General features: G+C 38.9%; 21 protein-coding genes. All 21 read right to left on the bottom strand.

What is annotated here, in order from left to right; translation table 11 throughout:
* Positions 1-129: 129 nt before the first annotated feature.
* Positions 130-1959: a molecular chaperone DnaK gene (gene dnaK, locus IGI44_RS06860; protein WP_216406882.1), complete on the bottom strand. Its 1830-nt coding sequence runs from the start codon at positions 1957-1959 to the stop codon at positions 130-132.
* A 50-nt stretch (positions 1960-2009) separates the two neighbouring features.
* Entirely contained in the window at positions 2010-2567 is a 558-nt protein-coding gene (gene grpE / locus IGI44_RS06855; RefSeq protein ID WP_438787036.1) for a nucleotide exchange factor GrpE, read from the bottom strand.
* Positions 2568-2600: 33 nt separating this feature from the next.
* Positions 2601-3641: a heat-inducible transcriptional repressor HrcA gene (gene hrcA / locus IGI44_RS06850; RefSeq protein ID WP_438787035.1), complete on the bottom strand. Its 1041-nt coding sequence runs from the start codon at positions 3639-3641 to the stop codon at positions 2601-2603.
* 122 nt (positions 3642-3763) lie between these two features.
* Positions 3764-4912, bottom strand: a complete 1149-nt coding sequence (hemW, locus tag IGI44_RS06845) for a radical SAM family heme chaperone HemW (RefSeq protein WP_438787034.1) — start codon at positions 4910-4912, stop codon at positions 3764-3766.
* A 166-nt stretch (positions 4913-5078) separates the two neighbouring features.
* Positions 5079-5951, bottom strand: a complete 873-nt coding sequence (locus tag IGI44_RS06840) for an LPXTG cell wall anchor domain-containing protein (RefSeq protein WP_438787033.1) — start codon at positions 5949-5951, stop codon at positions 5079-5081.
* A gap of 200 nt (positions 5952-6151) precedes the next feature.
* A complete protein-coding gene (locus tag IGI44_RS06835) occupies positions 6152-7045 on the bottom strand; it encodes an LCP family protein (RefSeq protein ID WP_438787032.1) in 894 nt (297 codons plus the stop codon).
* A gap of 249 nt (positions 7046-7294) precedes the next feature.
* Complete coding sequence (locus tag IGI44_RS06830) at positions 7295-7867, bottom strand: histidine phosphatase family protein (RefSeq protein ID WP_438787031.1); 573 nt, start codon at positions 7865-7867, stop codon at positions 7295-7297.
* Positions 7864-8625 carry an adenosylcobinamide-GDP ribazoletransferase gene (gene cobS, locus IGI44_RS06825; RefSeq protein ID WP_438787030.1) on the bottom strand — a complete coding sequence of 254 codons (762 nt, stop codon included), beginning with the start codon at positions 8623-8625 and terminating at the stop codon, positions 7864-7866. The genes IGI44_RS06830 and cobS overlap by 4 nt, the downstream gene beginning before the upstream one ends.
* Positions 8622-9209, bottom strand: a complete 588-nt coding sequence (gene cobU / locus IGI44_RS06820) for a bifunctional adenosylcobinamide kinase/adenosylcobinamide-phosphate guanylyltransferase (protein ID WP_438787029.1) — start codon at positions 9207-9209, stop codon at positions 8622-8624. Before cobU ends, cobS begins: the two co-directional genes overlap by 4 nt.
* Before the next feature lie 6 nt (positions 9210-9215).
* Positions 9216-9953 carry a hypothetical protein gene (locus tag IGI44_RS06815; protein ID WP_438787028.1) on the bottom strand — a complete coding sequence of 246 codons (738 nt, stop codon included), beginning with the start codon at positions 9951-9953 and terminating at the stop codon, positions 9216-9218.
* Positions 9954-10014: 61 nt separating this feature from the next.
* Positions 10015-10740 (bottom strand): uroporphyrinogen-III synthase, encoded by a 726-nt coding sequence (locus IGI44_RS06810; protein ID WP_438787027.1) that lies wholly within the window; start codon positions 10738-10740, stop codon positions 10015-10017.
* A gap of 10 nt (positions 10741-10750) precedes the next feature.
* Positions 10751-11695, bottom strand: a complete 945-nt coding sequence (gene hemC, locus IGI44_RS06805) for a hydroxymethylbilane synthase (protein ID WP_438787026.1) — start codon at positions 11693-11695, stop codon at positions 10751-10753.
* A 39-nt stretch (positions 11696-11734) separates the two neighbouring features.
* Positions 11735-12301: a cob(I)yrinic acid a,c-diamide adenosyltransferase gene (locus IGI44_RS06800; RefSeq protein ID WP_438787025.1), complete on the bottom strand. Its 567-nt coding sequence runs from the start codon at positions 12299-12301 to the stop codon at positions 11735-11737.
* Complete coding sequence (locus IGI44_RS06795; protein WP_438787024.1) at positions 12298-13797, bottom strand: cobyric acid synthase; 1500 nt, start codon at positions 13795-13797, stop codon at positions 12298-12300. Before IGI44_RS06795 ends, IGI44_RS06800 begins: the two co-directional genes overlap by 4 nt.
* A 5-nt stretch (positions 13798-13802) precedes the next feature.
* Complete coding sequence (locus IGI44_RS06790) at positions 13803-14606, bottom strand: ATP-binding cassette domain-containing protein (RefSeq protein WP_438787023.1); 804 nt, start codon at positions 14604-14606, stop codon at positions 13803-13805.
* Positions 14607-14631: 25 nt separating this feature from the next.
* Entirely contained in the window at positions 14632-15309 is a 678-nt protein-coding gene (gene cbiQ / locus IGI44_RS06785; protein ID WP_438787022.1) for a cobalt ECF transporter T component CbiQ, read from the bottom strand.
* Complete coding sequence (locus IGI44_RS06780; RefSeq protein ID WP_438787021.1) at positions 15296-15595, bottom strand: energy-coupling factor ABC transporter substrate-binding protein; 300 nt, start codon at positions 15593-15595, stop codon at positions 15296-15298. Before IGI44_RS06780 ends, cbiQ begins: the two co-directional genes overlap by 14 nt.
* On the bottom strand, positions 15582-16331 hold the full coding sequence (locus IGI44_RS06775) for an energy-coupling factor ABC transporter permease (protein ID WP_438787020.1): 750 nt from the start codon (positions 16329-16331) through the stop codon (positions 15582-15584). Before IGI44_RS06775 ends, IGI44_RS06780 begins: the two co-directional genes overlap by 14 nt.
* Positions 16332-16335: 4 nt before the next feature.
* Positions 16336-17049: a cobalt-factor II C(20)-methyltransferase gene (locus IGI44_RS06770; protein WP_438787019.1), complete on the bottom strand. Its 714-nt coding sequence runs from the start codon at positions 17047-17049 to the stop codon at positions 16336-16338.
* A complete protein-coding gene (locus IGI44_RS06765) occupies positions 17042-17824 on the bottom strand; it encodes a sirohydrochlorin cobaltochelatase (protein WP_438787018.1) in 783 nt (260 codons plus the stop codon). Before IGI44_RS06765 ends, IGI44_RS06770 begins: the two co-directional genes overlap by 8 nt.
* Positions 17821-19251, bottom strand: a complete 1431-nt coding sequence (gene cobA / locus IGI44_RS06760) for a uroporphyrinogen-III C-methyltransferase (RefSeq protein ID WP_438787017.1) — start codon at positions 19249-19251, stop codon at positions 17821-17823. The genes IGI44_RS06765 and cobA overlap by 4 nt, the downstream gene beginning before the upstream one ends.
* Between the last annotated feature and the right edge of the window lie 52 nt (positions 19252-19303).

Genomic DNA, 19303 nt, shown 5'->3' with positions numbered 1-19303 from the left:
ATAGAATCGTTAGTATTGTATCACACTCAAAATCGATACGATACTTTTCTTAGATTTTTTCTAAAGGAATCACCAATCTTGAAAGAAAAAAGGCCAAAGCGATGACTTTGGCCTTTCGTAACGAATCAATTATTTGTCGTCATCGTTAACTTCTTCAAAATCAGCATCCACGACATCATCCGCGCCGCCTTGAGCTGCGTTTGGATCAGCCTCTGCTTGTTGTTGTGCTGCTTGTTCATAAAGTTTAACCGTTAAGTTTTGTACGATTTCGTTCAATGCATCGCGTTTTGCTTTCATTTCTTCGATATCGTTCGCTTCAACTGCTGCTTTCAATTCATCACGAGCATCTTCAGCTTTCTTCACTTCATCCGCGTCAACTTTACCTTCTAATTCTTTCAAAGTTTTGTCAACTGAGAATAGTAAAGCATCAACATCATTACGTAGATCTACTTCTTCTTTACGAGCTTTGTCGGCATCAGCATTTGCTTCAGCGTCTTTTACCATCCGTTCGATTTCTTCGTCTGATAAGCCTGAAGAAGATTTGATCGTGATTTTTTGTTCTTTTTGTGTTCCTAAGTCTTTCGCAGAAACATTAACAATACCATTTTTATCGATATCAAATGTTACTTCGATTTGAGGAATTCCACGAGGTGCTGCTGGAATATCTGTCAATTGGAAACGACCTAATGTTTTGTTATCCGCAGCCATTGGACGTTCACCTTGCAACACATGAATATCTACTGCAGGTTGGTTGTCAGCAGCGGTTGAGAACACTTGTGATTTGCTTGTTGGGATCGTTGTATTACGATCGATTAGCTTCGTGAATACGCCGCCCATTGTTTCAATACCTAATGACAATGGTGTTACGTCTAGTAATACGACATCTTTCACATCACCAGTGATAACCCCACCTTGGATTGCAGCACCCATTGCTACTACTTCATCTGGGTTCACTGATTTGTTTGGTTCTTTGCCAGTTTCTTTACGTACCGCTTCAACAACAGCAGGGATACGAGTAGAACCACCGACTAAAATAACTTCATCAACGTCAGATTGTGACAATCCAGCATCTTTCAATGCTTGACGAACTGGCGCTTTTGTACGTTCCACTAAATCAGCAGTGATTTCGTCAAATTTCGCACGAGAAAGAGTTGTTTCTAAGTGCAATGGACCAGCGTCACCAGCGGTAATAAATGGTAAGCTGATTTGCGTTGAGCTAACACCTGATAAGTCTTTTTTCGCTTTTTCAGCAGCATCTTTCAAACGTTGCATTGCCATTTTATCTTTAGAAAGATCAATTCCGTTTGCTTGTTTGAAATCAGCAACTAAGTAATCAATGATCTTGTTATCAAAGTCATCCCCACCTAGTTTGTTGTCTCCAGCTGTAGATAATACGTCAAATACGCCGTCTCCTAATTCAAGGATTGAAACGTCGAAAGTACCACCACCAAGGTCAAATACTAAGATTTTTTCGTCTTTATCTGTTTTATCTAATCCATAAGCTAATGCTGCGGCAGTTGGTTCGTTAACGATACGTTCAACTTCTAAACCAGCAATTTTACCAGCGTCTTTTGTTGCTTGACGTTGTGAGTCATTGAAGTAAGCAGGAACTGTAATAACGGCTTTCTCAACTTTTTCACCTAAGTAATCTTCTGCGAAACCTTTAATGTATTGTAATACCATTGCAGAAATTTCTTGAGGTGTATAAGATTTGCCATCTGCTTCTACTTTATATCCAGCTTCACCCATGTGACGTTTAATAGATGAAATTGTGTGTGGGTTTGTCACTGCTTGACGTTTTGCTACTTCACCGACTTGGATTTCGCCATTTTTAAATGAAACAACAGATGGTGTTGTACGATTTCCTTCTGGATTAGTAATGATTTTAGCTTCTCCGCCTTCTAAGACAGCGACAGCAGAGTTTGTTGTACCTAAGTCAATACCGATAATTTTACTCATAGTTGAAAATCTCCTTTTCCATTATATGTTTAATTTAGTAGTTTATATATTTATTGAGCTACGATCACCATTGCTGGACGCAATACGCGATCATGCAGCTGATACCCTTTTTGCAGCACATTTACAATTGTTTCAGGTTTCACTTCGCCCTCAGCTGGAACAGTTTGCACTGCTTGATGCAAATTCGGATCGAAAGTTTCGCCTTCTGCTTTGATTTCTGTGATACCTTCTTCTTTTAATGCAACGGTTAAACTTTCAAGGACCATTTCTACCCCTTTTTTCAGGCTAGCGCCTTGATCGTCAGTGACCTCAGTTGCTAGGGCTCTTTCTAGATTGTCGATCGCTGGCAACAATTTCTTACCAAGATCTTGTGAACGATAGCGAACTAACTGTTCACGCTCGTTCTTGTTGCGGTTGGACATATTTGCGATCTCAGCACGAGCTCGTAAAAATTTGTCTTCCATCTCATTGAACTTGTTTGTCAATTCTTCAACTTCCGAAACTTCTGGAATATCAATGTCTTCCGCTTCTTTTTCAGTCGACTCTGTTTCTGCCGATTCGACTTCTTCTAATTCTTCTTCAACTTCTTGTTTCTTTTTTTCTGCCACTGCGCGTACTCCCTTTCTTTGTAGGAATCGTTTCTAGTGATATAAACCCAAAGAACGATAATAATCATCCAATGCGTTTGTCAACTCATATCGGAAAACTTCCAATAGCCCAAAAATTTTTGAATATGGCATCGATGTTGGACCCAATAAAGCAATCGTTCCGCGACCGTGACCACGGATTTCATAATTTGCTTGAATCATGCTTAGGTGATCAAACAAGTCATTGCCCATCTCCGTACCAATCCGAACATGAATATCACTATCAGAAGGTAACAGTAGTTGTGTCAGCTCATCCGAGTTCTGCATCAATGAATACATTGATTTCACATGATTAAAATCTTGGTCCGGATTAAAATTTAAAATATTCATTCGACCACTGACAAACACCTTATCCTCGAAAGCATCATTCAAAATCACATCAAACAGATGACTGATTCCTTCGGTTGTTTGAAAATAGCGATGCAAAATCATTGGAATCTCGGTTCTCAATTTTTGATAAACGCTGACCAAAGGCTGACCTACAAGACGATCATTAATGATGCGAACCATTTTTTCAAGGTCCTGACTGTCAACATTCTCAGGAATGCGAAAAACTTGGCTCTCAACATTTCCCTTGTCTGTGACGATAATCGCTAATATTTGTCGATCATTCAATGGAACAATCCGAAAACCGGTCAATGTCCGATCTTTCATTTCCGGTCCAAGCGAGAACGCCGTATAGCTGGTAACTTGCGAAAGTATTTTTGCAGACTGTTGAATGATATCATCAATCTCATGAATATCTTTCTTTAATGATCTACGAATCTGGTCTACTTCTTGATTACTCACCTTAGTTGGCGTTAGTAGATGATCCACATAATAACGATAGCCTAAAGCGGATGGGATTCTCCCCGATGAAGAATGGGTTTTCTCCAACATACCTAATTCCTCTAGCGCCTTCATATCATTGCGGATAGTTGCGGAGCTTGCTTTTACGCCTTCTTCCATCAAACTTTTTGATCCGACCGGTTGACCCGTATTGGTAAAGTTTTTGATGATCAAGCTGAGAATCAGTTTTTGTCTTTCCGTTAACATTCTTCTCATCCTTTAGTTAGCACTCTTTCTTTTTAAGTGCTAACTCGATTATTAATATACCAACAACTTCTATATAAGTCAAGGAAAAAATATAAAGAATTAGCACTCTCGTGTCGAGAGTGCTAATCGCCCTTATTCAATAAAAACTCCTCAAAAACATCATTCCCTCGAAACAAGCCCTCCTCAGTCAAACAAACCCGCGAATCCGTCTCTGTTATCAGCTTTTGCTGCTTCAATTTTTCAATCACGTCACCATATACATCCATCATACTAAGCCCAAAACGGTTTTCAAAAACGGTTTTATCAACACCTAAAATTTTTCTTAAGCCTAAGAACATTTCCTCTTCAATCTGAGCTTTTTGAGTAAGTATTTCTTCCTCTAACACGGGAAGCTGATCATTTTTTAATGACTTCAAATAATGCTGGATCGGCCCACGATTTTTATATCGTCGATTTCCAAGATAGCCGCTAGCTCCTGCTCCAAGACCAAAGTAATTTTGATTGTTCCAATAGACTAAATTGTGCTGACTTTCAAATCCAGGTTTTGCAAAATTGCTGATCTCATATTGCTTTCGCCCCGCTTTTTCCATCGCCTCGATAGTTTCTGTATACATTTGTGCCTCTATTTCTTGCTCAGGAAGGTGAATTTTCCCACGTCTAACCCAATTCATAAACATTGTTTGATTCTCTAAAATCAATGAATACAATGCATAATGAGGTAAATCCAAAGCTAAGGCTCGTGTTACCGTATCACGAAAACTTTCTAGAGATTGACCCGGCAACGCATAAATTAAGTCAATCGTTATATTGCTAAAATCTTTTTCTTCTAGCAGTTGGATCGTCTCATACACATCCTGTGCTGTATGTTTACGACCAATTTTTTTCAACAAACGATCATCAAATGTTTGAACACCCATTGATAGGCGATTGACTCCATAATTTTTCATTACATTTAACTTATCGGCAGTCAAATCACCGGGATTCGCCTCTACTGTAAATTCTCCATTATTATATGGAAGGATTTGGCGCAAACCACTTAATAAGCGATCTAATTGTGTCGCATTTAAGGACGTTGGTGTACCTCCTCCGACATACAGTGTTTTCATATTTTTCACTGGATTCTGACTTAATGCCAAGCGTGCCTCTTTCAACAACGCTTCAATATATTCATCTACTGGCTGTCCTTCAAGAAATACTTTGTTGAAGTCGCAGTAGTAACAAATATGTTCACAAAACGGGATGTGAATGTAGGCTGAAGTGGATTCTGTCATCTCATTCCTCTTTCTTAGTAGTAGTAACAGACGTATTCTACCATATATTTCTATTATAGAAGGAAGCACACGATTATTTGAAATATTCATAACATTTTTAAAGTCATAAAAAGAACTTGATAACCCTAAATAAACTATATCGGGTTTTCAAGTCTTGTTTGATATACTATTTATAGATTTTACGCGCATAGAAAAAAACGATACTCCCAACAACACTAATCCCTACTAAAGAAAGAAAAGTGTTCTGATAGTCATTTGTTTTCGGAAATTCCTTTGATTGTTGTTTTGAATTAGCTTGTCCAGCTATATTTTGACTTGATGATGCAGGCATTTTATCAGATATTTGTTCTGCTTTCGTTGCTTTTACGGATAGATCATTTCCCGCTGAATCAAGAATACCTTTTATACGATTAACACTGCCTTCGATATCGTTCACCCGATTTTGGATATCAGAAGTCGCTTTCTGCGTATTTTCTACTCCCGTAGTTAGCTGATTATCGACTGATTGTGCGCTTTTTTTACCATTTGAAATACTTTGGTTAATCGTTGATCGATCTGCATTCAATTTCTTTTGCAATTTTTCTAGATCGGCAAGTTTTCCGTTAAAGTCATTCCGCGCTTGATCTAATTGTTCCTTTGCTTGTGTCCATTGATTTTCAAGCGCTACATGATCCGTTTGCAGTTGGTCATTTACTTCATTAAAATGGTTTTGAAAGTCATTATGAGTCTGATCAATTTGATTTTGAATAGTTTCAAAATCATTATGAAGATCCTCATGTCGTTTCTGTGAATGCTGCTGAGCGTCTAATATGTCTTGTGCAATTTGTTTTTGCTGCATTTCAAATTGTTGTTGCGCCAACTTCAGAGCATTGTCAATCTCCGCCTGTCTATTCGCAAAATCATTAGCCGTTATTCCGCTGTTTGCCATAGTTTCCGACGATGCAGCTTCCGAATTAACGGCATGTGCGGCTGTTGTATCAAACAAAAAGAAGCCGCTAGTTAGCCCGGCGACTGATACGATTAAAGCTAATTTCTTCATTAGTTAATTCATCCCCTTGCAAAGGATTATAACCAAAACCTGTTAAGCTGTTAATAAACAAATTGGATGATCTGTCTAAAAATTATTTGTTGATTATAGTTTTTGAGAGGCTACATTTATCAAAGCATGAAACAAGAAAAAAAGCCAACGAACTCGTCGTTGGCTGAGAGCATATTCTCGAACTTCTAAGAGTGTATTTCCTATTCCGTCAAAAAGGTTTTAATGGCTTTTGCATTTGCTTCAGTATCCAATTCTAAGACACTTCCACTTGGCGTGTCGTTATTAAATTCCCACGTTTTATCAATCGGCACAGCAAGTGATTCAATTTTTTTCGTATCACCTAGAGCAAAATCTTTTCCGACACTTAAAATCGTTCCTTCAGATAGATTGGTGTCCACATACCCCAAAAGCTTTCCAGTAGTTTTGGGTAACTTGCTTAATGAAGTGACGTTTGTAACCTGTTGGGAAATCGCTGACAGAACTTGCTGCTGTCGGCGAATTCGTCCGAAGTCTCCCTCTTCGTCCTCGCGAAATCGAGAGTACTGTAATAGCGTATTTCCATCCATCTTCTGCTTTCCAGCCTTAATGAACACTTGATCCAAATCTAGATCTTTTTCAGCATCAATTGTTACACCTTTTGGAAAAAGGCTGTCTACAGCTTCTTTAAAATGATCAAAATTGATCGTCACATAGTATTCAATCGGAATATCAAAGTTTTCTTTTAATGTTTTACGTACTAATTCAATACCTCCATAGGAATATGCTGCATTGATTTTGTCTTTACCATGACCTGGAATATCCACATAACTATCCCGCATGATTGAAACTAACTTCGGTTGTTTCTTTTTTTGGTCATAATGAGCAATCATCAGAGAGTCTGATCGACCACGATCTTCTCCGCGAGAGTCAGTCCCGATGATTAAAACATTCAAATCATTCTGATCAGGAGCTTCTTCTCCGTTGAACTTAATCGTCTGCTTAGTTTGAGCATTTTTTGTTGATTCATATCCTTGGATAAAGGAGAAAACTAGATAACATTCAAAAACCAATAGTATTCCTAAAATGATCAAGACCACACGCTTAAAAACTTTCATTTGAAACTCCTCTTCTAGACAACAAAAGTAGATAACTTAAATTGCCAAGCTTTCTAGTTGCGTAATTAAGTAAAACTATCCACCTAGTTTATACCAAAAATAATCAAATCCACCACTATGAAAGGTTTTTTATGGATTTTTTTATAAACTGCTTATGATCTCTATCATTAATAAAAAAAGAACCGTTAAAAGCTACACGGTCCATCATTGCGTATTCAATTGATTGATCCGATTAAATTATAAAAATAATTACTTGTTCCAAGCAATTATTTTTATAAACCCGTCTTCAATTTCCACTAACGTATAATTACCTTGTTCTAGAACGATTTCCCAAAAATTGTGTTCGGGAAACCAATATTTCAAAATAACTCTCAGAACACCTAGGTGTCCTACAATGACAAAATCTTGTTTTTTCTGAAGGATCGTCCTTAAACATTTTAAGACGCGTTTTTGAAAATCCGAAAATTTTTCAGCATTTGTAGGTGTTATTTCGAAAGGAGAAGATAACCACTTTTGCCATTCAACAGGAAATCGTTGATTGATTTGATCCGCATCCAACCCCTCCCATAACCCAAAATCCTTTTCATCTAAATCTTTTAATGGAATTTTTGTCTGATTTGGAAAAATTAATTCAGCAGTTTCAATCGTTCGTTTTAAGTAGCTCGTATAAATTGATGCTTCTGTCTTCATTCCCGCCAATTTCTTATACAATAAGCGGGCTTGTTGAATTCCAACTTCGTTCAATGAGACATCTGTCTTTCCATAGAATAGATGTCTTTGATTGTATTCTGTTTCACCATGCCGAATCAAGATTATTTTCATAAAAACCCTCGCATTAAGATTAACGTCAACAAAAATACTCCCTGAGAAATCGGTGAACAAGCACCTAAAGTATCCCCATTAAAACCGCCTACCTTACTCAAGACTAATTTTCGATAAAGTAATGCGGCAAAAATGTTAGTAACAAAACAGACAATGCCAATCCTGCCTAAAAAAAGCAACAATGTGCAAAAGGAAATCAACTGACAAATAATGACATTTTGATTTTTTACATTCAAAAAAGTGGTGCCTAAACCATGAGGATTATTTCCGGCATACTGCATCTGATAAAACAATAGACTGATACCGTTTTTTCCAACAAGGTTTAATAGCAAAACAATTATTGCCTGAAGCTGGATACTTAGACTAGGAAGCAAAACTAAAAAACTAAAAACTAACATCAAATAATAAAAAACAATTGCCAGAACGCCATTACTACCTACTCGACTATCCTTCATAATTTCTAGCATACGTTCTCGCTTGCGAGAAGAAAACAGCCCATCAGCCATGTCCGACAGCGCATCCAAGTGAAAGCCGCCAGTCAACATCACATCAAAAAATAATATGACGATCCAAGCAATACTGGGACTGAGTAAATACTGTAGCGGCCAATAGACAATCGCCTCTAACAGGCCAATCAATAAACCAAACAATGAAAAAAAACGGACGCCTGAACGCATTTTTTCTTCAGGTTCATCGACCGCAACAGGAATCGGTATTCGCGTAAAAAATTGGAAATACAGAATTAAACTATCAATCATTTTATCTTCATAGGGATACCGGCTATCACTAAAAATACAGCATCCGCTTCCTTTCCTAAGGATTGGTTTACATAACCTAATACATCTCTAAACCAACGAGAAAAGGCGTTTTCAGGCACAATGCCAAGCCCAACTTCATTCGTCACAACAACCAAATCTGCTTGATTTTTTTTTGCCGTTGTAAGTATTTTTTCCCATTCATTAAGAATCTCGCCTTCAATCACAGCTTTATCTTTTTCTGATAACTTCATGATCTCTTCATCGATTACCGCGTAATCCTCACCGAATCGTTCTTTCATTAAATCGAAAAAATAATTCGTTGTCAGCATCGTGGCACAATCTAATAAATGTGCTGAGACTTGCGCTTGCTCGATCACGTCGGCGACAACCAAATAAGTTTCAGTGGTTTGCCAATTTTTAGGGCGGCGCTGTTGATGAAGTGATACTCGAGTTGCCATTTCAGGATCTTGAGCCGAGCAATTTGTCGCAATGTAATTAATTTCGGCTTCTGTATCCAACAAGCTCTCTGCAAAAGCTGATTTTCCGCTACGCGCGCCACCAGTAACTAATGTAATTTCTCCCAACGTTCGTCACCTCTTTTTAAATTCACCAATTTTTTTAAGTTCGGCATAACGCGACAAAATATCCGCTTCTTGATCTGTTTTAACTGCTAATAGGATGACTGTTGCCGGTCCAGCTGAACAGTCCAATCCATCCTTCTCTAGAAAATGGATCTGAAATTCAGAATCCTTCGTCATCAATTGCGCCTCATACTGAATTCCCTTCGATCCAACAGGAAGCATATCCATAACTCCAGGCTCTGCTCTTAACGCTTTTACCAAAGGATAAGAAAAAATCCGTTCACGATTTTTCACAACCTGTTCCCCAACAAAAGGCTCACCTAATTGCAGCAGGCTGCAAGTTTCATTCATTTGAAAATTTTCTTTGCCTGCTTTTATCTCGGCAATAACGGTAACGCCAACACTGGTGGTCTTAGTAGGCATATTTTCCTCTGTACTTCCATTAAGCGGAATATCAGCAAGCCCTGCTTTCACTAATTCTGCACTTATCCCTAGGATCATCCGTTCACCTGTAGGCTCGTATTCATTTCCTATCAAATCAATCACAGCGATCGGTTCTGCTCCATAACAGAATAATTCCATTAAAGGAACCCGCAAACAAAAAGCAGCGGTTATCGCGGGATCAATCTCAACGGCATCTTGTTTCTTCTTTCCGATTCCAGCACTGGAGTCACAGGCTATAACTAGCCATTTTTCATTCGAAACCGGTAAAATCGAAAGATCGCGGTACTCTTGCGTTAAAATCACAGCCTTATCCCCCTTATTTGTTCAATATGAATCTTTTGTATCCTTCATCTTAATAAAAGAATTATTCTCTCAGTAAATTGCGAAATGATGTGCTGCCAATTTCCTGATCTATGTTCTCTAATAGGCATTTATAAAGATGCGGCATATCATAAACGGCTGGTTGAATTGCCACTCGTTGTTCTTTTTCAATCACTCTTGCTGTCACAGGTCCAATGGCTGCGATTTTTAATCGTGACCAAAAATCCTTGGGGAAATCTGGAAGCTCTCTTATGGTTTTGCTGAAAGAAAGCCAAGCTGAAGGACTTGCAAACAACACATAATCCACTTTTTCATTTAATATAAGTGTTCGCAATTTTTCCTGATCTTCTGGAAAAAAGTCATTTCTATAAATGACTTGCTCCAAAACATCATGGCCTTGCCGTGTCAACGCATTGTAGATCACACGTCGAGCTTGGAATGAATGCGGCCAAAAAACACGCTGCTTCGGCTCTACAAAGCCAAGCCATTCCTGCACCAGTCCCTCAGAAAAACCTTCTTTAGGCTGAAAATCAACAGGATAGCCCAACTTTCGCAAAGTTTTAGTCGTTTGATTACCGATAGCCAGAATTTTGGCTTGAGGATTCAATTGAGTAAAATCAAAATACTTAACAGCATTTACACTAGTAAAAAAAATCCAATCATAATCAAATTCTAAGCTTTGATAGGGTTGGAAGACCGTGCGATTCAGCGGAATAGCAACGACTTCGACTCCTTTTTCGGCAAAAGCTTGCTGAATATCCTCTGGCATGCGCGTTTCTCTAGTGTATAAAAGTTTCTTTTTGATCGTTCTTACACTCCTCAATCAACGTAGTCGCACCTTGCTGAATGATTTTCGCGGCAACAGCTTTTCCTAAAGTCACTGGGTCATTCCCCTGCATCGTTTCTTTCAAAATAATTTTTCCGTCTTCACTGCCGATCATACCGGTCAACTCATAAGAATCACCTTTAGGCAAACAGTATGCGCCCACAGGAAATATACAACTACCATCCATACTGTTCAAAAAAGCCCGTTCTGCTGTCACAGCTGTCGCCGTTTCTGAATCTTCCATGGCTTGCAGCATCTGAAGGATTTCAGTATTATCCTTGCGACATTCTAAAGCAATCGCACCCTGACCAATCGCCGGTAGCATGACCTCTGGAGATAGTTCTTGATGATAAACGGTCTGATCCAAGCCTAAACGTTCCAAGCCCGCTAAAGCTAAAACGATCGCATCGTATTGACCTTCAGTCATCTTACGAATCCGCGTGTCGATATTTCCTCGAATGGGTTGAATATCAAAATCCGGTCGTACATGCAGTAAATGTGCCTTTCTACGAAGACTGCTGGTCCCAACAATGGCATTTTTAGGTAACGTTTCCAACGTTTTCCCATTTTCTCTAATAATCAGAGCATCCGTTGGTGAATGGCGCTTCATTATGCAGGCCAACGCTAATTCTTCGTGAATCGTGGTTGGAATATCCTTTAAACTATGGATCGCAAAATCAATATTTCCTTCCCGCAGCTGATACTCTAATTCTCTTACGAAACAGCCCTGTCCGCCAATTGCTTGCAAATTATGCGTTGCCAGATGGTCTCCTTTTGTTTTGATTCTTACTAACTCAACTTCCACCTCTGGATAGTGTTCTTGAAAAATAGCTAATGTTTGTTTTGTTTGGGTTGTGGCTAATTTACTGCCCCGTGTTCCAACTCTCAGCCTCTTCATGTTTTTCCTTCTTTCACTCGCAGAGCTCTTTTTTCTAGATTATTTTTTTCTTTTAAAAACCGACGAACTGTTTTCATAAAAAATTTCTGGTTGTTTCTCTTGCCCATTGACCCAACGAGCCAAAGCAAAAAAGTAGTCAGATAACCGATTTAGAAACTTCAATGCTTCTTCATTGAACGCCTCGTCGTATTCTAGAAGCTCGACAGCCTTTCGTTCCGCTTCTCGAGTAAAGCAGCGGCAAAGATGCAAATTTGCCGCAGTGATCGTTCCTCCAGGTAAAATAAACCGATCAATCTCTGGTGATTCTTCCCAATAGAAATCAATTTTTTCTTCCAGCCAAATGATTGTCTGTGCATGAACCTTATAAGGACGCTTCTCCTCAGGGGTTGCAAAATCACTGCCGCAATCAAATATCCATTGTTGTACCTGAACTAGCTCATCATACAATGAATCTTTCTCAGCAAGGGAGGCCGCCGTTAGCCCTACCTGCGCGTTTAATGTATCAATCGATCCATACGCTTGGACGCGGGGAGCATTCTTTTTTGCTCTACCTCCCCCAACCAATCTAGTGAATCCTCGATCCCCATAACGCGTATAGACGTTCATACAATTACCTCCTGATTCATAATTTGATAGATTTTTTCCAAATCAACATTCTCACGAACCAAATCAGCCAGCTGATCATATTGTTGATTTTTATACTCCTGATACGGGGTCGCTATCTTTTCAATTGGTGCCAGTCCTTTTTCCGCTCGAACCTGATTTAACAGTTTTCGTCGCCAAGCACTGTTATCAAAAACACCATGCAGATAAGTGCCGATCACTTTTTTATCAGAACTGACAGCTCCATCTTCCTTCGAAAAAGCTTCCCCATTAACAGTAATTATTTGAGCAAAATACTTCTGCTCATGACGTTCTGTTCTGCCCATGTGAATCTCATAGCCGCTGATCGACTCTTCTCCGATTTTCGCTTCTACCCTCGTGGTCGTTTTATCTGCCTCAAAATAGGTCTCCGTATCCAGTAAACCTAATCCTTCAAGAGTGCCATGAGTCGATTCCACCTGGTACGGGTCATGCAATTTTTTGCCCAGTAATTGAAACCCTCCGCAGATTCCAAAAATCATTTTGCCTTCACTTCTTACGCGTTCAATTTCTTTGGCTAACCCAGATCGTTCTAAGTAGAGACAGTCCTCTAAAGTGTTTTTACTACCTGGCAAGATAAGAATATCCGGACTGCCTAATTGATCACCAGGAAAAACATACCGAACAGACACGTCGGGCTCGCTTTCCAAACTCTTAAAGTCGGTGAAGTTGGAAATTTTAGATAATCCAATTACGGCGATATCTAACTCTTTTTGAGTATTGTAGGTTCGACTTACCTTTGATAACGCGACACTATCTTCATCTTCGATATTCAACTGTGCATAAGGAATAACTCCAACTACTGGCACATCAGTCAAGTCTTCAATCATTTTCAACCCGGGATCTAAAAGAGCAATATCTCCGCGAAATTTGTTAATAATGATCCCTTTAATTCGCGCTCTTTCTTCTGGTTCCAACAGATGGATTGTTCCATAAATTGACGCAAAGACTCCGCCCTTGTCAATATCCGCGACTAAAAGAACTGGGGCATCTGCGATTTTTGCCATTCCCATATTTGCAATATCACGACTGTTCAAATTGATCTCTGCTGGACTGCCTGCTCCTTCAAGTACAATTACATCATTCTCTTTTAACAGCTCCTGATATAACTCTGATATTTTTTTTATTAACTGCGGTTTGAATTCGTGGTATTCCACGGCGTCCATATCACAAAGAACTTTTCCATTAAAAATCACCTGCGACTTACGGTCAGAGGTTGGTTTTAATAAAACAGGATTCATTCGTGCATCTGGTTCGATTCCAGCAGCTTCTGCTTGAAAAACCTGTGCCCGCCCCATTTCTTTTCCTTCTAGCGTGATGTAGGAGTTCAATGCCATATTTTGTGATTTAAATGGCATGACCTTCAAGCCATCTTGATGAAAAATACGACATAAGGCTGCGACTAAAATACTCTTACCTGAATCGGAAGCAGTTCCTTGGACCATCAAGCTTTTCCCCACTTTTCTCACCTCGCCTTCATTTTTATTTGCATAAATTCTTGTTGATTTTTTACTAACGGAAAGCCTAATTGCTGATGAATTTTCACTAACCAAGGCTGCTCTAATCCGGCTTTTTTGAGAATCGTCTCATCCAAAAAAACTTGATCCGCTTCCCCTTCGTTGATGATCGTTCCTTTATCAAGAACATATAGATACTCGCAAACCTCATACATTAAATCCATGTCATGACTGGATAAAATAATCTTCGTTCCCTGCTGTAACAATCGAGAGATGATTTCAATCATTTGTTGCCTACCAGCCGGATCTAAACCTGCAGTTGGTTCATCCAGCAGCAACCATTTCGTTTTAAGCATCAAAACGCTGGCAATAGCGACCTTTTTCTTTTGTCCATAACTTAAATATTGAACCGGCTTCTTTTTTAAATGTTCGATTTTTAATAGAGCGAACACTTCGTCCATTCTGACTTGGATCTGTGCGGAATCAAATCCCAAGTTTTTTAAAGCGAAAGCGACATCGTCTTCCACAATCGAATAAAATATCTGATGTTCAGGCTCCTGAAAAACGATACCTACTTCTTGACGATACTGATAAAGAGCCGCTTTTTTATAATTCAAAGAATTGCCTTCATAAATGATTTCACCATGAGTCGGTTGCAATAACCCTACAATCGCAGCAAATAAGGTAGACTTTCCTGACCCGTTTGCCCCTAATACACCGATAGCTCGATGATCGCTAAAATCTAAAGAAAGATGATGCAAGACATCTGCTTGATTTTCGTAACTGACACATAAATCTGCAACCTTAAACATGTTAGCTCCTTCTTTCAATTAGTAATCATAGTGGAAAATCGCCATCAAAAAACTTCATTTCAAGCGAAAGGATCATCTTGTTGAAACGATCAAAGGTTTGAAAAAAAAGAATCTTGATTAATGCTCCCAATGATTGATAGCTATTTTTTAATCCTTTAAAACCAAACCGCATATCTTGTGCCCGCTTGATCACTAGAAGTTCATCAATAAATATGAAAATAAAGCGATACATCAACATTGTTAGTTCAATTAATAACGCCGGAAAGTGCGCTTTTTTCATGATCACTAAAATTTGATGAAAAGGAACAGTCAAAATGAAAAAGTAGGTACAGATGACACAACTGGCCGAACGAAAAAATAAACGAGTTCCAAGTTGAAACGACGATTCCGTAACACCTAGATAATGATTGAACACTGGAATCTCAAAAATAAACTCCTTTGAATACGTACTGATTGAAAACAAGATCGTCAAAATACTTATCACGAGAAAAGGTAAAGGAATAAGCAGCCATTTGAAATATCTACTAATTCTTACCTTTGTGACATAAATTGTCGCGCCTCCAATAACGAGACTAATTAAGATCTGAATCGTTGGTGGAGCTAGAAAACAGCTGATTAACAGAAAAAGATATAGAAAACCCTTAATCCCCGGGGACAGATCAATCAGCCGATTTTCATAGGCAATCTTGTCAATTAACAGCATTTTTATTCTTACCTTTGTAGTAGCCCAAGATGTAAGTGATGATTCCCACTCCTAAACTTCCTTGAAGAGTAAACAGTAAGCTTTCAATCTCACCACTCTTAGGCTCTAATAAGGAATCAAACCACGGCTCATAATCTGGATTAATTTCTGTAATAACGGTTTCTGCCTCACCATCTGAACCGCCATACTCGCCGTTTTGATTGATTAATAGTGCACCCACCATCAAAGCCGCAACCGCCAATAAAAGAATGATATTCAAACTCATTTTTGATTTATTTTTTTCCATTGTCTAAAACCCCACTTTCATGAAAAGGAAAATTCGCTGAAATAAGATTATATGCAACGACGGTTAAAAGACCCTCAGCAATAGCGATCGGAATTTGTGTCAGCATGAAAACTCCGACAAACTTCATGATAGCGCCAAAAACGCCCGATGAAGGATCTGGAAAAACTAAACCTAGTTGAATCGAGGTTGTGAGGTACGTAGCTAAATCTGCGATAAAGGCACATAAGAATAAACAAATAGAACTTGATACGTTCGCCTTTTTCAAAATCTGGTAAACGCCATAACCAACAAATGGACCTACAACTGCCATAGAAAAGGCATTCGCTCCTAGAGTTGTTATCCCCCCATGAGCTAACAATAAGGCTTGAAATAGTAAACAAATGGTCCCTAAAACACTAATTACTCCTGGTCCGAAGAGCGCTGTTCCGATTCCAACACCAGTTGGATGGGAAGTTGAACCCGTAACGGACGGGATCTTCAGTGCTGATAAAATGAAAATGAAGGCCCCGCTAAAAGCTAGCAGTACTTTATTTTGCGGACTATCTGCCACAGCTTTTTTGATACTGAACAAACCATAAAGAAAGAACGGAATAAATGCTGCATACCAAAACAAACACCAGCCAAGAGGTAAGAAACCTTCCATAATATGCATCGCATGCGCCTTTTGCGGTACGATTAGAATTAAAAGAAGCACTGCAAAAAGAACTTTTCTAACTGTTTTTACTTTGATTTTCATCTTTTTAACTTCCTTTCAACGTTCTATTCTTATAAACAATCATAGTACTGAAATAGGAAAGGGTATCCTGCTCATTTAACTCATTTAGTCCAATCATACTTTTTTCTGAATTCATTGAAGAATCACTAACTAAGATAGTTTGCTCCAATAATTCTAGCTTTGTTAAAAGCTTTAATACTTTGGGCAACGCAATCGAAACCTTCATCAAAATCACGGTAGACATTTTTTCTAAAGCTGTTCGAAGAATTTCCTCGTCTGCAGTTGCAGGTAAAACAGCATAGCTTTCTTCATCAATAACTAGAGGGATCTGCAAATCATTCGAGATTTGGCAAAAAGAAGAGATTCCTGGAACTGTTTCTGTCTCTATTTGATCTTGCATACGCTCCAATAAATAACTGTAGGTGCTATATACCATGGGGTCTCCTAATGTTATAAACGCCACATTTAATCCATTTTTTACATCTGCAATTATTTCCTCGGCGATTGAATCCCATGCGTTTCGTTTTTCATCCCAATCATTCACCATCGGAAAATGCCGCTGCTTGATTGTCAGATCTTGTCTTAAATAAGGACTGACAATCTTTAAGGCAAGACTTTTCCCGGCCTTTTTTGGCTCTGGCGCATAAAGACAATCGACCAGCTGCAAAACTTCCTTTCCACGAATTGTCAATAAATCTGACGCTCCAGGTCCCGTGCCAACTCCATAAAATTTACTCATTTATTGTTCCTTCCATCATCGCCGCTGCATGCTCCACAAATTGCTGCTGAATTTCTGCAGCTTCACCCATTCCTTTCAGATATGCTTCAACCGCAAAACCGGCCTGCTCCAACTGCGACTTCCATGAATCTTCTTCATCAGAAGCCATGTCATTTGTAGCATGATCACCCGCTACCAGCATTAATGGATACAGCTTGATTTTTTTATAGCTGCTCTTTTTTAGTCTTTCAATCAATAAAGTAATCTCAGGATAGCTCTCCACCGCACAAATAAAAATCGGTTTTTCCAATAGCATATGATCAAGACAAGCATAGACTGTAAAAGCTGAATGCTGACTGCCGTGTCCCATCAATACAAGTGCCTCATCAGTCTTAAGATCCTGGGAAAGTTTTTCTAACCACGCAACAATTTTTTGATAATCTTCCATACTACTAAGCAGTGGTTTACCGACTTTAATGAGTTCTAGTTGATCCTTATAACGCATTGCTTGATGGAGTGCCTTAGAATATTCACTGCCAGGGATGATATGAAGCGGTTGAACATAGATTTCTTTGTACCCCTCAGCAATCAATTTTTGCATCTGTTGATCAACTGTTAAAATCGTCATCTGCTCTTGCTCTTTGATTTTTTTGATTACCTTATTGGAAGTAAAAGCTCGAAAAATATCAAACTCAGGATATTCCTTTGCTAACTTTTCTTCGACAGCCTCAATGGTCTTTTTCCGCGTTTCTGGATAACTAGTACCAAAACTAACAGCAATTAATGCAGGTTTCATCGCTTCATCTCCTCTTTTATTTTTTCTACGACGCAATCAAAGCTAGGTTCTGCCGTCTGAATTACAGATAGTTGATAGTCATCAAAAACTGCTTTTGTCTTCTGCCCCATCACGATAATTTTCTTTTGTGCGACAACGACCAATTCCTCCTCAGCTAAAGCGCTTAAAAATAATCGGGCTGCTTTTGAGTTTGGAAAATACATAAAGTCCGCTTTTTGCCATAAATCAGGAATTTCCACAGTGATTTTCTCTTCATGGGTAATCAGTTTTGTCCCTATAACTCCTTGTTCAGTTAGCTTTCCGATCATCCAAGAATCACCTAAAATTAAACTTTTTGACTGTCCTTCTGATTCTTCCAAGTATTTTTCAAAATCGGGAAAGTCGAAATCTGCTCGTATCCCAGCTTTTTCTAAAATCGTTCCAGTATGATGACCAACGGATATAAATTGCCAGTCAGCTAATTTTCGCCAATCGATTTTTTGTACTTTCATTGCCCGTATAAACACGTCAACACTCAGCGAATCAGTAAAAACGATTTGGTGAGGCTGAGAGAAATCAATCGTCTGATCATAAATTCGCGTATCGCTAGGTGGTAATTCGATGATTTCTGCTCCCAAATCCGTCAGACGGCTGGTCATCTTTTTCTTTTTCGTAAATGGTATTGCAATACTAATTGAGTACAATGGTCGTTCTTCAAAGAAATTTAGATCCTTTCTGCGGGTAACCACTTCACCGATTACTATTAAACTAGGGGGCTGCAATTTAGCGGCACTGGTCTTGTCAAAAATCGTTTCTAACGTGCCGACTACTGTTTTTTGCTGTTTGCGACTTGCCCATTGAATGATCGCTGCTGGGGTATGCTTATCCTTTCCATGAAAAATTAGCTGTTCCGTAATTTTTTTTAACCCGGACATCCCCATCAAAAAGACTAAAGTTCCTTCAACCTTAGCGGCTGTCGACCAATCGATTTCACGTTCTGAGTTATTTAGGTGTCCAGTATAAACATGAAAGTCTGCCGCCAAATCTCGATGAGTGATTGGAATTCCGGCATAAGCTAGTCCGCCAATTGAAGAAGTGATTCCAGGAATGACTTCAAAGGAAATACCCGCCTGCTTTAAGGAGGCACCTTCTTCCCCACCGCGACCAAAAACATAGGGATCTCCGCTTTTTAGTCGGACTACATTAAGGCCTTGCTGAGCCTTTTCAATCATGATTTCCTCGATTTTTTCTTGAGGAACCGGATGATAATTGGGCTTTTTCCCAACGTAAATTTTCTCACAATCCACTTTGCAGGAATTCAGAATCGCAGGATTGATCAAACGATCATACACAATCACATCTGCTTGTTTGATTTTCCTCAATCCTTTGACAGTCAATAATTCTGGATCTCCAAGTCCTGCACCGACTAAGGCAATTTGTCCAGTCATTTCATCGCTCCTTTTCAATTGTAGTCATTCATTCTTCTTTTTTAGTCAAACA

Origin of the sequence: Enterococcus sp. DIV0756, assembly GCF_051710745.1 — a bacterium.
Classification (GTDB): domain Bacteria; phylum Bacillota; class Bacilli; order Lactobacillales; family Enterococcaceae; genus Enterococcus_A.
Note: the sequence above shows the minus strand (reverse complement) of the source record. Positions and strands in the feature narration are given on the sequence as shown.